Genomic DNA, 14,170 nt, shown 5'->3' with positions numbered 1-14,170 from the left:
GGAAAGGGCACGCACGTGGGCAGGCTGCCGATCAGCAGCCTGCGGGGCGCCCCTCTGTCCTTTTGCCTGAGAGTTTGGAAGCGCGCGTGTGCGCGGCTTCGTGCCCCTTCGGCGCCGGATTGAACCGGTCTCTCCAGAGTTTTGATGCGGGTGGTCACGGGCCTGAGCGATTACGGGCGTTTGCGCCTTCGGCAGCGGTGTCCTGCTTCTCCCACCTTGTTGCCCGCCGATTATAGCGGCCCGCGTGGAAGCCGGGGGGAGCGGCAGGCGATAGACACGGCTGAATGCGGTGCGACCCACCGGACGGATTCGGCGCGGATCGCATGGTAATGGGCCGGACAACGGCCTATCATGGCGCCATTCTCGTATTCATCCGGCGCCGCTTTCCTGTCCTGCCTGGGCCGGACCGGGCGCCCGCCGCGCATGGCCTGCGCGGCATCTCCGGACGCTTCCATGACTTCCGCCTCGCCTTCGACCCGCCGTCTGGCCCTGCTGCTTGCAGGCCTGGCGATGTTCGGCCCGTTCTCCATCGACACCATCTTTCCGGCGTTCCCACAGTTGGCGCAGCGGCTCGGGGTGGATGAAGTAGCGGTGCAGCAGACCGTCAGCGTCTACCTGCTGTTCTATGGGCTGATGAGCCTGGCCCACGGCCCCCTTTCCGATGCCTGGGGGCGCAAGAGGGTGATCCTCGGCGGGCTGGTGGTGTTCGTGGGCGCCTCGGTCGGCTGCGCCCTGTCCACCGACCTGACCACGCTGCTGATGTTCCGCGCGCTGCAGGGCCTGTCGGCCGGCGTCGGCATGATCGTAGGCCGCGCGGTGATCCGCGACCTGTACCACGGCCACGATGCGCAGCGGTTGATGAGCCAGGTGTCGATGATCTTCGGCATCGCGCCGGCCATCGCGCCGATCATCGGCGGCTGGATCCTGCTCAGCGGTGCCGGCTGGCCGCTGATCTTCTGGTTCCTGGTGGTGTTCTCGCTGCTGCTGCTGGTGGCTACCGCGCGCTTCCTGCCGGAAACCCACCCGATCGACGCACGCACGCCGCTGTCGCCGCGCGGGCTGGTGCGCGACTACCTGCGCATCGGCTCGAACCCGCGCTTCATGCGGTTGGCGCTGGCCGGCAGCATCAACTTCGGTGGCATCTTCCTCTACATCGCCTCCGCGCCGATGTTCGTGATGCAGCACCTGAGGTTGGGCGAGGGCGGATTCGCCTGGCTGTTCATCCCGACCATCGGCGGCATGACGGCCGGTTCGTTCCTGTCCGGGCGAATGGCCGGCCGTACCACGCCGACGCGCCAGGTGAGCATCGGCTTCATCTGCTGTGCGGTTTCGGCCGTGCTGAACACCGGCTACGTTGCCATGGCCCCGCAGCTGGCGCTGCCGTGGGCGGTGCTGCCGATCTTCATCGGTGGCCTGGGCATGGCGCTGATCTTCCCGATCCTGGCCCTGGCGGTGCTGGACATGTATCCGCACCAGCGCGGGCTGGCCTCGTCATTGCAGGCCTTCCTGCAGCTGATGGTCAGCACTCTGGTGGCCGGGCTGGTGTCGCCGCTGCTCAGCCATTCGCCGCTGCAGCTGGCGCTGGGCCAGGCGGCCTTCTTCGCGGTGGGCTTCGTGTTCTGGTATTGGGAACACCGGCGCGAGCGCGCTGCGGAGGCGCTGCGGGTGGCCACGGGCGAGGGGCCGCCGTGAAGCAGGTCAGCGCGTGGCGTGCGGTATCCTTGCCGGCCCGATTGCCCGTAACCCCCTGATGTCGACCACCTCCAAACTGCGCCGTGACATCCGCCGGCGCCGCGAATCCCAGGCCGCCAACCGCGAAGCCGCGAACGCCTCGCCGGTCGAGCCGCACGCCGAACTGCGCGACCAGCAGCGCACGCTGCTGGCCGGCATCGTGCGGCGCGATGGCGAATGGGTGCTGGGCATGGATGGCCGCATCGCCGGCCAGAGTGAGAGTGCCGCACAGGTGCTGGCCCTGATCATGCAGGCCGGTGAGCTGCACGAACGCAAGGGCACGCCGGTGCGTCTGGTGTACTCGGACGCGCTGCGCGACGCCGCGCAGGCCGAGGCCAATGCACAGGGGCTCAGTTTCGATGAGTTCAAGGACGCGCTTGCCGCGAAGATGGCGGCCGGCAAGGCCAACTGATCAGGCGTTGCATGGAGTCCGGAGGTAGCGCCGAGCCATGCTCGGCGAGCGCCGTGGCAGGTGGTGACGGCCAGCGGCCGTCACTACCGGCATCAGGAGGGTAGCGCCGAGCCGTGCCCGGCGCCACCGAAGGGTCAGCGCTGTGCAGGCGCGGCAGGTGCCGCAGGTGCCGCGGCGCTGGCCTGCCAACCGCAGACCTGCCCTTGGTTCTGTTCCTTCAGCCAGGCATTGACCGGGGTGAAGTACTCGATCATCGGGCCGGCATCGAGCTTGTCACCGCCGGTGAGTTCCTTCAGCGTGGCCTGCCACGGCTGGCTGGCGCCCTTGCTCAGCATCGACCAGAACTTCTGCCCGGCTTCCTTGTTGCCGTAGAAGCTGCACTCGTGCAGCGGACCCTTGTAGCCGGATGCATCGCACAGGCCCTTGTAGAACTGGAACTGCAGGATGCGCGCAAGGAAGTAGCGCGTGTACGGCGTGTTGCCCGGCACGTGGTACTTGGCGCCCGGGTCGAAGAACTCCTCGCCACGGGGGGTCGGCGGGGCGACGCCCTGGTAACGCGCCTTCAAATCCCACCAGGCTTTGTTGTAGTTGTCCGGGGTGATCGAGCCATCGAACACGCCCCAGCGCCAGCGGTCGATCATCAGGCCGAACGGCAGGAAGGCCACGCCGGACAGTGCCATGCGCATCTGGTTGTTGATCACCGCTTCGCGGCTCTCTTCGGGCTTGTCGACCAGGCCGATTGAATTGAGGTACTTCGGCGTCATCGCCAGCACGATGGTGTCGCCGATCGCTTCATGGAAGCCATCGTTGGCACCGCCCTGGAACAGCGGCGGCAGCGGGTTGTAGGCCAGGTCGTAATAGATGTGGCCGAGCTCGTGGTAAATCGTGGTGAAGTTCTCTTCGTTCGGCTTGATGCACATCTTGGTGCGCACATCGCCGTCCATGTTCATGTCCCAGGCGCTGGCATGGCAGACCACGTCGCGATCCTGCGGCTTGATGAACTGGGTGTTTTCCCAGTAGGACTTCGGCAGCGCCGGCATGCCCAGCGATACGTAGAAGTCCTGCGCGCGTTCGGTCATCTGCCGTGCGGTGCGCAGTTCGGCTTCGCGCTGCGCCTTGTACAGGCCTTCCACGTTGGCGGTGCTGCCGGCCTTGGCCAGCGCGCCGCTGAGGTTGCCCTGATACTGCTTTTCCAGTGCAGCGGTGATGTCCAGGCTGCCGGCGCCGGGATACGGCTGCAGCTGGTCCCACAGGTTGGACCAGTCCTGCTGCCACATGTTGCCGGTCAGGTGGGCGGCGATCAGGCCATTGCCCACTTCGGCCTTGTCCTTGCCATAGGTGGCGTCCAGCTTGCCGCGTGCGTAGCAGTGCAGTTGCTCGTACATCGGCTTGACCTGTTCCCACAGGCGGTCGGTTTCCGGTCCGATCTGCTCTGGCGGCATGTCATAGCCACTGCGCCACATCTGCCCGGCATCGGCGAAGCCCAGGCCCTTGGCGCCTTCGTTCACCAGGCCGACGAACTGCTGGTAGTCGCCACGCATGTTCTTGGTGGTGCCGTGCCAGCCTTGCCACGCATCCAGCTGCTGGTCGTAGTCGCGGCTGCTGGACAGCACCTGTTCCAGGTCGCCGAGCTGGCGGCAGGAGCTCGGATCGTTGGCATCGGTGCAGTACTTGCCGGCGCCATAACTGCCTTCCATGCGGGTGGCGATCTGGGTCAGCTGCGCCAGCTTGGCCGGGTCGCGCGGGGCGGGCATCGAAGACATCAGCTTGAGCAGCTGCAGGGCGCGCCTGCTGTCATCGGACATCGGCTGACCTTCGAACTTCGCTGCCTGTTCGATCCAGCTGTTGAGCTGGGTCAACGAGCGCTCGTTGGCCTTGGCCGCCACGCGCTCGGAATCACTGTTGATATAGGTCGAGGACAACCACTGCGCCGAGGTCATCTCCGGGTACGCGGCCTTGTATTCGGCATTGATGCGGGCCACGAACTGGTCGGCGGTTTCGCCGGCCGGCGCGGTTGCCGTTGCCGATGCCGTGCCCGGGGTGGGCTCCTTCTTGCAGGCGACCAACGACAATGTGGCGGCGGCAATTGCCGAAGCCAGCAGGAGATGACGGTGTTTCACGGGTGATCCTTGGGCGGTGAACGACCGCTGAAGGCTAGTGGCCCGGGCCCCCTGCCGCAAGGGGCAGAGGTCCGGGGCGCCGGAGGCGCCTGCCGATGATCACCCCTCGCAAGCGGCAAACAGGTCCCGCTGCGGCGCGTACAGGGCCGTACGTACCTGCATCAATCCGAGCACCGACGAAAACAGCGCATCGTGGTCGGTGTACCGGCCAGCGCGCTGGCGCACGCACGCCAGGTCCAGTCCGCGGTTGCGCGCGAATGATGGCGAGAACCACATCGTCATCGGTACATGGGTCTGCTCTTCCGGAGCGATTGCGTATGGAATCCCATGCAGGAACAGGCCTTTCTCGCCCAGCGATTCCCCGTGGTCGGACACGTAGATCAGCGCCGTGTCGTAGTCTTCCATGCCCTGCAGCGTACCAATGGCCTGGGCAAGCACGTGGTCGGTGTACAGCAGCGCATTGTCGTAGCTGTTGGCGATCTGTTCGCGGGTGCAACGTCCCAGCTCGACGGTATCGCAGGTAGGGGTGAAGCGGCGGAAGCGCGGCGGATAGCGCTCGAAGTAGGCCGGGCCGTGGTTGCCCAGCTGATGCAGCACGATGACCCGGTCACCGGGTTTCGCGCGCGCCTGTGCGGGAAGGTCCTGCAGCAGTATCTCGTCCAGGCAGCGCCCGTTGGCGCAAAGCCCCGGTGTGGTTGCATCGGCCAGTGACTGCAACGGCAGCCCTTCGCAGACGCCTTTGCAGCCGGACTGGTTGTCGCGCCACAGTACCCCGATGCCGGCGTGGTCCAGTACATGCAGCAGCGATTGGTGCGCACGGATCTTCTTCTCGTCATAGTCGACGCGTCCCCAGGGCGAGAACATGCAGGGCACCGACACTTCGGTGCTGGTACCGCAGGAATGCATGTCGGGGAAGTTGATCACCGGCTTCTGCGCCAGCTCCGGGGTGGTCTGGCGGCTGCCGCCATTCAGGCCCCAGTTCTGCGCACGCGCGGTTTCGCCGAGGACGACCAGCAGCAGCCGCGGCCTGCTGCCCGACGCGTGGTGCATGGCCTGTGCATCGACGCCAATCGGCAGTTTGGGCGCGCGCTGCACCAGGTTGTCGCCGCGCAGCGCACGGGGCAAGCCCAGCAGCACGTTGGCCGGGGTCGCCAGGTAGCGTACTTCGCGCTGGCTGCGCATCAAGGCGGAAATCTCCTGGAACGACAGCAATGCGCCGCCCACTGCAACGCCGGCCGCCAGCAGCAGGAAGCCTGCGCGCCACGACAGCGCGCCCGTCCAGCGTCGGTCGGTGAGCTGCAGGCGCCAGACCGCGAGCGTGGGCACCAGCCCCAGCAGCAACGGACCGGCCAGCGACGCGGTCAGCAGTTCGCTGCTTTCGCGGCGGTCGGTGGCCAGCACGTTGCGCAGCATGTCCGCATCCAGGTAGATGTGGTAACGGCCCATGTAGTGGGAGGCCAGCATCGTCAGCATCAGCAGCGTGCTGACCACCACCTTGGCATTCCAGCGCCAGACCAGCAGGCCAAGCAGGAAGGCATGCGTGCCCAGCAGCAGGAGCAGCAGCGACAGCGCGTAGCGGAGGCTGCCGGGATGAGTGGCCATCGCGCTGTTCCAGAACAGCCCATTGCCGGCGATGGCGAAAAACAGGCTGGCCAGCGCGATCAGCGCTTCGGTGGAGAGCCGCGGCCGGCCTTGCAGCCAGGCGACGGCGGGCAGGCGCAGGGTGCGAGCGACGGTGGCGTTCATGCGCGCGCTCCCGCCGGGTGTGCGAGCGGGCGCCGCAGATAGCCGTTGAGGAGTGCGTAAAGGCCAAGCGAAAGCAGCCAGCACACGATCAGGGTGGCGACGTCGTGCGACATGAAATGCGCGCCGCGAAGCTGCTGGGCAAACCCCAGCGCGATGCCGGCGAGCAGCCCGATCGCCAGTCCGCGCCAGCGCCAGGCCGGGCGCCACAGCTGCGCGAAGAAGTACAGGCTGACCCACGCATAGCCCGCACTGGCCTGGCCGGCGGGAAAGCAGGCAGCGGCGGGCAGGGCGGCGGGGCGGGCCTGCAGCAGGCCGACGAACGGGCGCTCGCCTCCGTAACGCACGAGGTCCCAGGGGCAATCCATGTGGGTCACCGATTTCAGCAGCGATACCGCGACGGTGCCCAGCGCGATGGCCAGCACCAGATACGACAGCGCCCAGCGCAGGCGGCGATCCCTGCCGTGGCGCCACTGGTACAGGCACAGTATCAGCACCATAAGCGTAGCGGCGACGCTGAGCCACTTGCCCCCCTTGTGCATCAGCGTGCTGGTCATCCACGCTTCGCGCAGCAGCCATTGGTGGCCTTCCATCGCGAAAATGCGATCGGCGATCCATTGGTCGCCGCCCAGCACCAGCACGCCGAAAAGCAGGGATGCGGCGATCAAGGGCAACCAGAGATGGCGTGCAGTGAATCCGCTGCCTGCGAGCTGCCTAACGCGTGGGAGCGGGAATCCGGGAACAGCGGTGCGGTGCATGTTCAAAGCCATCTGAGGATCTGCGGCCATGCTAGGGAGCATGCTGTCGGAGAAAAATCGGAGCCCCGTTCGCCTTTGGTTAAAGCGCGAATGCGTGGCGCTTTCGATCATTCTTCGGCGTTGCTGGCACCGATCATCGCCGCATGACAGCCGCCGGACCATGCGGTTCCCGGCACCAGTCGCCACCGGTTGCGGTTGGACATGCCGATGTCGATGACCTGCGCGGTATCCACGCAGGGGCTCATCGCCGCAACCTGCACCAGCAGCCAGCGTGCCTGCGGTGCAGCAGCAAGCCAGCGGCCCGCTTCACGCCACTGCAGGTCCCACGGGCGCTTGAAGCCGAACTCGCGTACCTTCCGATCCGCCTGCAGCAGGTTCTGCTCGCGCCAGGCCAGCAGGCCCAGTTCTGTCTGCGCAGCCAGAGCAGGGGCAGGCGCCAGCGCCCGCAAGGGAAGGAAGACAGGGACAAAGGGGGAGCGTCCGGGTAAAGCCGGACTATCCACCCGGGCGCGTGGGAAATTCGTCGGAAGCGCGGGGGCACGGGATTCCGACATCGGCGGCGCTACCATGCAGGGAACTACGGGAGGGATACGCGCATGCGCCTGCTGGTGATCGAGGACAATCGGCAACTGGTCGCCAACCTGTTCGACTACTTCGAGTCGCGCGGGCATGTGCTGGACGTAGCGCCGGACGGCATCACCGGACTGCACCTGGCCACCACGCAGGTCTACGACGCGCTGATCCTGGACTGGATGCTGCCGCGCATGGAGGGCCCTGAGGTACTGCGTCGCCTGCGCGCTGAACACGCCTCGGAAGTGCCGGTGATCATGCTGACGGCCCGCGATGAACTGCCGGACAAGATCGCCGGCTTCCGCGCCGGCGCCGATGACTACCTGACCAAGCCCTTCGCATTGCCGGAGCTGGAAGTCCGGCTGGACGCGCTGCTGTTGCGCGCACAGGGGCGCAACCCACGCAAACGCCTGCAGGTGGCCGACCTGGTGCTGGACCTGGCCACGTTGGAAGCCCAGCGTGCAGGCCAGGTGCTGCACCTGTATCCGGCCTGCCGCAAACTGCTGGAGGTCCTGATGCGTGCCAGTCCCGCCGCCGTGACGCGGCAGCAGCTGGAGTTCGCGTTGTGGGGCGATGAACCCCCGGATGGCGACCTGCTCAGATCCCATGTCTACGAACTGCGCCGCAGCGTGGACGGACCGTTCGCGCGCAAGCTGGTGCATACGCTGCCGCGCGTCGGCTATCGCTTGGCCGTGCAGGAAGGAGACGCCACCGATGGCCGCTAGGCCCGCCCCCCTGTATCGGCGCGTACTGGGCTGGCTGCTGACCTACCTGGCGCTGATCTCGCTGGCGGTGTTCGGCGTGGGCAACAACGTGCATGAGCATGCCGAACACGCGGCGTGGCGCGCGCTGCTGAACTCCGAGCTGGACAGCATCATCCTGCACAGCAAAAGCGATCCGGACTACCGCTGGCAGGATTCGGACACGCTCAGCCTGTTCCGCCTGGACCAGCCGGGCACGCCGGCAACGCTGCGTGGACTGCACCCCGGGCTGCATGACGGCATCCCTATCGGCGAGCGCAAGGCAGCAGTGATGGTGCGCCAGACCGACACCATGGGCCGGCTGGCACTGGCCCTGGATATCTCCGACTTCGAAGCGCTGGAGCAGTTCGCCACGCGCTGGGTGCTGCTGGCCGGGCTGGTGATGGTGATCGTCACGGTGATCATGGCGCGCCTGGGCATGCAGCGGGTGGTACGCCCGTTGAGCCAGCTGGCCGGCGATATCGCCGCGCTGAAGCCGGGGGCGCCGGGGCAGCGCATCGTCGTGGATCCGCGTGGAAGCGCCGAGCTGCATACCATTGCCAACTCCCTCAACGATTACCTGGCGCGCAACGAGCAGTTCGTCGAGCGCGAACGGGTGTTCATCAGCACCGCCAGCCATGAGCTGCGTACGCCGGTGGCGGTGATCACCGGGGCGGCCGAGCTGGCGCTGGAACAGCCCGGCCTGCCTGAGCGCGCGCGCCAGCAGGTGCTGCGCGTGCAACGCACCGCCGGCGACATGGAAGCACTGATCGAACTGCTGCTGGTGCTGGCGCGCGATCCGGCGCGGCTCGCTGCGCGTGCCGAGCGCATCGCCTTGGACCAATTGCTGCCGCAGATCATCGAGGACCATCGCCACCTGTTGGGCGACAAGGACCTCACCGTCGGCCTGCGGGCTGCGCCGGTGGACCTGCTGGCGCCGCTTGCGGTAGTGCAGGCGGCGATCGGCAACCTGCTGCGCAACGCCATCGAAAACAGCGGGCGTGGAAACATCCAGCTGGAACTCTCATCCGGCGGGGTGCTGACCCTGCGCGATCCCGGGCACGGCATGAGCCCGGAGGAGATCGCCGCGATCCACGCGCGGATGGCGCGCGGGTTGCGCAACGAACACGGCGGCATCGGCCTGGAGCTGGTCGCGCGCCTGTGCGAACACCTGGGGTGGACGCTGCGGTTCGAGCCGGTGAAGCCGCGCGGCACCGTGGCCACGCTGGATGTGAGTGCCTCGCGTTTGCAATGAGGCGCTAGCGTAGTGCTTGCCTCGGTCGGCACCCCGGTCCGCTACTCTCGCTGCAGGGCCGATGGTAAGCTCAGCGGGTGCCGCCTCCTGCGGCATTTTTTTCGCCCGTCACTTTTCGATCGACAGAGGACTGCATGCCGACCGAACCTGCTACCGCCCTGATCTCCAGCGACATCGTCGGCCTGGGGCTCATTGCCGCCACCCTGGCGCTCATTTTCTGGGCAGCCAGTGGCCCCACGCCACTGCTGAAGAAAATCTTCGCGTGGGTGCCCGCCTTGCTGCTGTGCTATTTCATCCCGGCCATCTACAACACCGTCGGACTGATCGATGGCCATGGCACCGCGCTGTACAATCCGGTCGCGCGCGATGTACTGCTGCCGGCGGCGCTGGTGTTGCTGACGCTGTCCATCGACCTCAAGGGCATCGCCAAGCTGGGTCCGAAGCTGCTGGTGGTGTTCTGCGCCGGCACGGCTGGCATCATGCTGGGTGCGATCGTCTCCTTCCAGGTGATGAAGCTGATCCATCCGGAGACAGTGTCCGGTGATACCTGGGCGGGCATGGCCGCGCTGGCCGGCAGCTGGATCGGCGGCGGCGCCAACATGGTCGCGATGCGCGAAGTCTTCGGCACCGATGCCACCACCTTCGGCCAGTTCGCGGTGGTGGACGTGGCCTGCGCCAGCCTGTGGATGGCGATCCTGCTGTTCCTGGCCAACCGCTCGCAGCAGATCGATGCGCGCAACGGCGCCGACACCCGCGCCATCGATGAAATGAAGGCGCGCATCAGTGCCTACGAGGCGCAGAACGCGCGCATTCCCAGCCTGACCGACCTGATGGTGATCGTCGGCGTGGCGCTGGGCGGGGTGGGGCTGGCGCATGCCATCGCCACGCCGCTTGCGGGCTGGTTCAAGGCCAACGTGGCCTGGTCCAGCCAGTTCAGCCTGGACAGCCCGTTCGTCTGGGTGGTGCTGCTGTCCACGGCGCTGGGCCTGGCCCTGAGCTTCACCCGTGCGCGCCGGCTGGAATCTGCCGGTGCCTCGCGGCTGGGCACGGTGTTCCTGTATTTCCTGATTGCCTGCATCGGCATGCAGATGGACCTGCTGTCGCTGCTGGATCGTCCGTGGTTGTTCGTGCTGGGCCTGATCTGGATGGCCACCCATGTGCTGGTGCTGTGGATCGTGGCCAAGTTGCTGCGCGCGCCGCTGTTCTTCTTCGGCGTTGGTTCGATGGGCAACATCGGCGCGGCGGCATCGGCACCGGTGGTGGCTGCCGCATTCCATCCTTCGCTGGCACCGGTGGGCGTGCTGCTGGGGACGGTGGGTTATGCCACCGGCACCGGGCTTGCGTACGTCACCGGCCTGATCCTGAAATGGATGGCCGGGGCATGAAAAAACGGCGGGGCCGAAGCCCCGCCGTTTCCAGTTTGACTCAGCAGCAGCGTCCGCCGTTCCTGCCGCCATAACGCGCTTCCTGCCGCTCGCGGAAGAACGTCTTGTAGTCCATCGGCGTGCGGTCCGGATGATTTTCCAGCACGTGCCGGACGTAGTTGTCGTAGTCCGGGATGCCGCAGCACAGACGCGCGGTCTGCACCAGTCGCCGCCAGATACGGCGATGGGCCTGGTGCTGGCCGACAGGTACCAGTTCGGTACTCATCACAGGTCCGCCATCTGGTGCGGCAGCAGCTTCACGTACTCGGTTTCCTTGTCCGTGCGCTGCGGCGTGCGGCGTGCGGCCGCGATGGTCTTCAGCGAATAGAACAGGATCGAGAACACCACCAGCAGGAACAGCACGGTCAGGCTCGTATTGACGTAGGCGTTGACCACGATCTGCTGCATCTGCCCGACGGTCTTGGCCGGGGCGGTGAGGGTGCCGCTGGCGATGGCGTCCTGGTACTTGTGCGCCTGGGCCAGGAAGCCCTGCGCCGGGTTGCTGTCGAAGATCTTGATCAGCCCGGCGTAGGTGGTGCAGATCAGCAGCCACACGGCAGGCACGGCGGTGACCCAGGCGTAGCGGTCGCGCTTCATCTTGAACAGCACCACGGTGCCCAGCATCAGTGCGATACCGGCCAGCATCTGGTTGGAGATGCCGAACAGCGGCCACAGGGTCTGGATGCCGCCGAAGGGATCGACCACGCCGGAGTACAGCAGGTATCCCCACAGCGCCACGCAACCGGCGGTCGCCAGGATGTTGGCCGTCCACGATTCGGTCTTCTTCAGCGCCGGGATGAAGTTGCCCAGCAGGTCCTGCAGCATGAAGCGACCGGCACGGGTACCGGCATCGACGGCGGTCAGGATGAACAGCGCTTCGAACAGGATGGCGAAGTGGTACCAGAACGCCATCATCGCATCGCCGGCACTGGGGATCGCTTCGTGCAGGATCATCGCGATACCCACGGCCAAGGTCGGCGCGCCACCTGCGCGATGCAGGATGGTCGGCTCGCCGATGGCCACCGCGGTGGCTTCCAGCTGCTCCGGGGTGATGGTGAAGCCCCAGTTGGTGGTGATGTAGTGCGCCGCCGATACCGCATCGGCACCGATCACCGAGGCCGGGCTGTTCATGGCGAAGTAGATGCCGGGCTCGATGATCGAGGCGGCGACCAGTGCCATCACCGCGACGAAGGATTCCATCAGCATGCCGCCGTAGCCGATGTAGCGCGCGTGCGCTTCATTGGCCAGCAGCTTGGGCGTGGTGCCCGAGGCGATCAGGGCGTGGAAGCCGGACACCGCACCGCAGGCGATGGTGATGAACAGGAACGGGAACATCCCGCCCTTCCACACCGGGCCATCGCCACTGGCGGCGAACTGGGTCAGCGCGGGCATCTTCAGTTCGGGCATGACGATCAGGATGCCGACCGCCAGCGCGATGATGGTGCCGATCTTGAGGAAGGTGGACAGGTAATCGCGCGGCGCCAGCAGCAGCCACACCGGCAGCACCGAAGCGATGAAACCGTAGCCGATCAGCATCCAGGTGATCTGCTTGGCGGTGAAGGTGAAGGCCGGGCCCCAGACCGGATCGGCCGCGACGATGCCGCCGAACCAGATCGAGCCGAGCAGCAGGATCAGGCCGACCACCGAGATCTCGCCGATCTTGCCGGGACGTATGTAGCGCATGTACACGCCCATGAAGATCGCGATGGGCATCGTGGCGATCACCGTGAACATACCCCACGGGCTTTCTGCCAGCGCCTTGACCACCACCATCGCCAGTACGGCCAGGATGATGATCATGATCAGGAACGCACCGAACAGCGCGATGGTGCCGGGAACCGGCCCCATTTCCTCGCGCACCAGGTCGCCCAGCGAACGGCCGTTGCGGCGGCTGGACAGCACCAGGATCATGAAGTCCTGCACCGCACCGGCCAGCACCACGCCGACCACCAGCCACAGCAGGCCGGGGAGGTAGCCCATCTGCGCGGCCAGCACCGGGCCGACCAGCGGACCGGCGCCGGCGATGGCGGCGAAATGGTGGCCGAACAGGACGTGTTTGTTGGTCGGGACGTAGTCCAGGCCATCGTTGTTGAGCACCGCCGGCGTGGCCCGGGTGGGGTCCAGCTGCAGCACCTTGCTGGCTACGAACAGGCCGTAGAAGCGGTAGGCAATCAGGTAGATGGAGACCGCGGCAACCACGATCCACAATGCGTTGATCGGTTCACCGCGGCGCAGCGCCACGGTGCCCAGACAGAATGCGCCGAGCAGTGCGAGCAGTGCCCAGCCCAGCTTTGAGAAGCCTTTCATGAGGTGAACTCTCCCTTAAGAACATCACAAGGGTCCGCCTTGGCCTTTGCCGGGTCAATGCAGACAAGGTGTTTCACAGCTAGTACTTTGGTCGTAACGCGGCCACGGCAGCTCCCCGGCCGTGGCAGGCACCGCTGGAACAATGGGTTGCGGTGCGAGGGCTTGGCGCTGCCCGCGACAGCCGCCATCTTGCGGGTAGACACTTTGCTGGAGTTTCCATGAGCACCCAGACCGCGACCCGCGTGCTGCGCACCATCGAAGGCTCGCCCACGTCCGACGGCGCCGGCGTACGCCTTACCCGTGTCATCGGCGGATCGGCTCTGCCGGACCTGGATCCGTTCCTGCTGCTGGATGAATTCGGCACCGACAAGGCCGAAGACTATCTGGCCGGCTTCCCCAGCCATCCGCACCGCGGATTCGAAACGGTTACCTACATGCTCGACGGGCGCATGCGGCACAAGGACAACCACGGCAACGAAGGCCTGCTCACGCCGGGCAGCGTGCAGTGGATGACCGCTGGCCGTGGACTGGTGCATTCAGAGATGCCCGAGCAGGAAAGTGGCCGCATGCGCGGCTTCCAGCTGTGGGTGAACCTGCCGGCGCGCGACAAGATGACCGCGCCGAAGTACCAGGAGTTCGCCCCGGGTCGCATCCCGCAGGTCACGCCGCTGGCCGGCGTCAGCGTCAAGATCATCGCCGGTGAGGTCGACGGCACCGCCGGTCCGATCATCCAGCCGGCCACCGATCCGGTCTACTTGGACATCACCTTGGACGCGGGGGTGGCATGGGACTACGTGCTGCCCGATGGCCACAACGTGTTCGCCTATGTGTTCGAAGGCGAACTGCAGATCGGCGCCGGTGACGACGCGCGAGCGGTGGCAGCGCAGCAGATGGCGGTGCTGGGCGGCGGCAATGCGCTGCACCTGGCTGCGGGCGGCAGCGGTGCGCGGCTGATCCTGGTGGCGGGTCGTCCGCTGCGCGAGCCGGTGATGCGGCACGGCCCGTTCGTCATGAATACCCGGCAGGAGCTGATGCAGGCCTTCGTGGACTTCCAGGAAGGCCGTTTCTGAGGCTTCCGTGGCGTAGGGCCGGTCATCCGCCGGCCCCGCC

Annotated in this window: 11 protein-coding genes, 1 pseudogene and 1 riboswitch; of the genes and pseudogenes, 6 read left to right on the top strand and 6 right to left on the bottom strand. The window is 66.5% G+C overall.

The genetic code is table 11. The features are described from left to right. Positions 1-44 precede the first annotated feature (44 nt). Positions 45-147, bottom strand: a riboswitch (glycine riboswitch). Positions 148-453: 306 nt separating this feature from the next. Further along, positions 454-1,692 (top strand): multidrug effflux MFS transporter, encoded by a 1,239-nt coding sequence (locus IFT63_RS09885; protein WP_042613525.1) that lies wholly within the window; start codon positions 454-456, stop codon positions 1,690-1,692. Positions 1,693-1,750: 58 nt separating this feature from the next. Continuing rightward, on the top strand, positions 1,751-2,143 hold the full coding sequence (locus tag IFT63_RS09880) for a hypothetical protein (RefSeq protein WP_192083981.1): 393 nt from the start codon (positions 1,751-1,753) through the stop codon (positions 2,141-2,143). 134 nt (positions 2,144-2,277) lie between these two features. Here the strand turns inward: IFT63_RS09880 and IFT63_RS09875 are convergent, their stop codons facing one another. The 4 genes and pseudogenes from IFT63_RS09875 to IFT63_RS09860 all read right to left on the bottom strand — a co-directional run. Continuing rightward, positions 2,278-4,263 carry a M2 family metallopeptidase gene (locus tag IFT63_RS09875; protein ID WP_192083980.1) on the bottom strand — a complete coding sequence of 662 codons (1,986 nt, stop codon included), beginning with the start codon at positions 4,261-4,263 and terminating at the stop codon, positions 2,278-2,280. 99 nt (positions 4,264-4,362) lie between these two features. Continuing rightward, complete coding sequence (locus tag IFT63_RS09870; protein ID WP_192083979.1) at positions 4,363-6,009, bottom strand: phosphoethanolamine--lipid A transferase; 1,647 nt, start codon at positions 6,007-6,009, stop codon at positions 4,363-4,365. Then, positions 6,006-6,875 carry a phosphatase PAP2 family protein gene (locus IFT63_RS09865; protein WP_249404365.1) on the bottom strand — a complete coding sequence of 290 codons (870 nt, stop codon included), beginning with the start codon at positions 6,873-6,875 and terminating at the stop codon, positions 6,006-6,008. The genes IFT63_RS09870 and IFT63_RS09865 overlap by 4 nt, the downstream gene beginning before the upstream one ends. Next, a pseudogene (locus IFT63_RS09860) lies at positions 6,872-7,171 on the bottom strand (hypothetical protein); the annotation flags it as partial. The pseudogene IFT63_RS09860 and the gene IFT63_RS09865, both read right to left, overlap by 4 nt. A gap of 189 nt (positions 7,172-7,360) precedes the next feature. On the opposite strand from IFT63_RS09860, the gene IFT63_RS09855 reads away from it, so the two are divergent. From IFT63_RS09855 to IFT63_RS09845, 3 genes are all read left to right on the top strand, one after another. Continuing rightward, positions 7,361-8,059, top strand: a complete 699-nt coding sequence (locus IFT63_RS09855) for a response regulator transcription factor (RefSeq protein WP_192083977.1) — start codon at positions 7,361-7,363, stop codon at positions 8,057-8,059. Continuing rightward, positions 8,049-9,329, top strand: coding sequence for a HAMP domain-containing sensor histidine kinase (locus IFT63_RS09850; RefSeq protein WP_192083976.1), 1,281 nt, complete (start codon positions 8,049-8,051; stop codon positions 9,327-9,329). The genes IFT63_RS09855 and IFT63_RS09850 overlap by 11 nt, the downstream gene beginning before the upstream one ends. Positions 9,330-9,463: 134 nt before the next feature. Next, positions 9,464-10,714, top strand: a complete 1,251-nt coding sequence (locus IFT63_RS09845; protein ID WP_192083975.1) for a DUF819 family protein — start codon at positions 9,464-9,466, stop codon at positions 10,712-10,714. A 40-nt stretch (positions 10,715-10,754) separates the two neighbouring features. Here the strand turns inward: IFT63_RS09845 and IFT63_RS09840 are convergent, their stop codons facing one another. Beyond that, positions 10,755-10,979 (bottom strand): CstA-like transporter-associated (seleno)protein, encoded by a 225-nt coding sequence (locus IFT63_RS09840; protein WP_057509146.1) that lies wholly within the window; start codon positions 10,977-10,979, stop codon positions 10,755-10,757. Further along, positions 10,979-13,060 (bottom strand): carbon starvation CstA family protein, encoded by a 2,082-nt coding sequence (locus tag IFT63_RS09835; protein WP_042614547.1) that lies wholly within the window; start codon positions 13,058-13,060, stop codon positions 10,979-10,981. The genes IFT63_RS09840 and IFT63_RS09835 overlap by 1 nt, the downstream gene beginning before the upstream one ends. Before the next feature lie 218 nt (positions 13,061-13,278). Here IFT63_RS09835 and IFT63_RS09830 point away from each other — a divergent pair, with 218 nt between their 5' ends. After that, positions 13,279-14,130, top strand: a complete 852-nt coding sequence (locus IFT63_RS09830) for a pirin family protein (RefSeq protein ID WP_192083974.1) — start codon at positions 13,279-13,281, stop codon at positions 14,128-14,130. Positions 14,131-14,170: the final 40 nt, after the last annotated feature.

Source organism: Stenotrophomonas sp. CFBP 13724, assembly GCF_014841975.1.
GTDB lineage: Bacteria > Pseudomonadota > Gammaproteobacteria > Xanthomonadales > Xanthomonadaceae > Stenotrophomonas > Stenotrophomonas lacuserhaii.
Note: the sequence above shows the minus strand (reverse complement) of the source record. Positions and strands in the feature narration are given on the sequence as shown.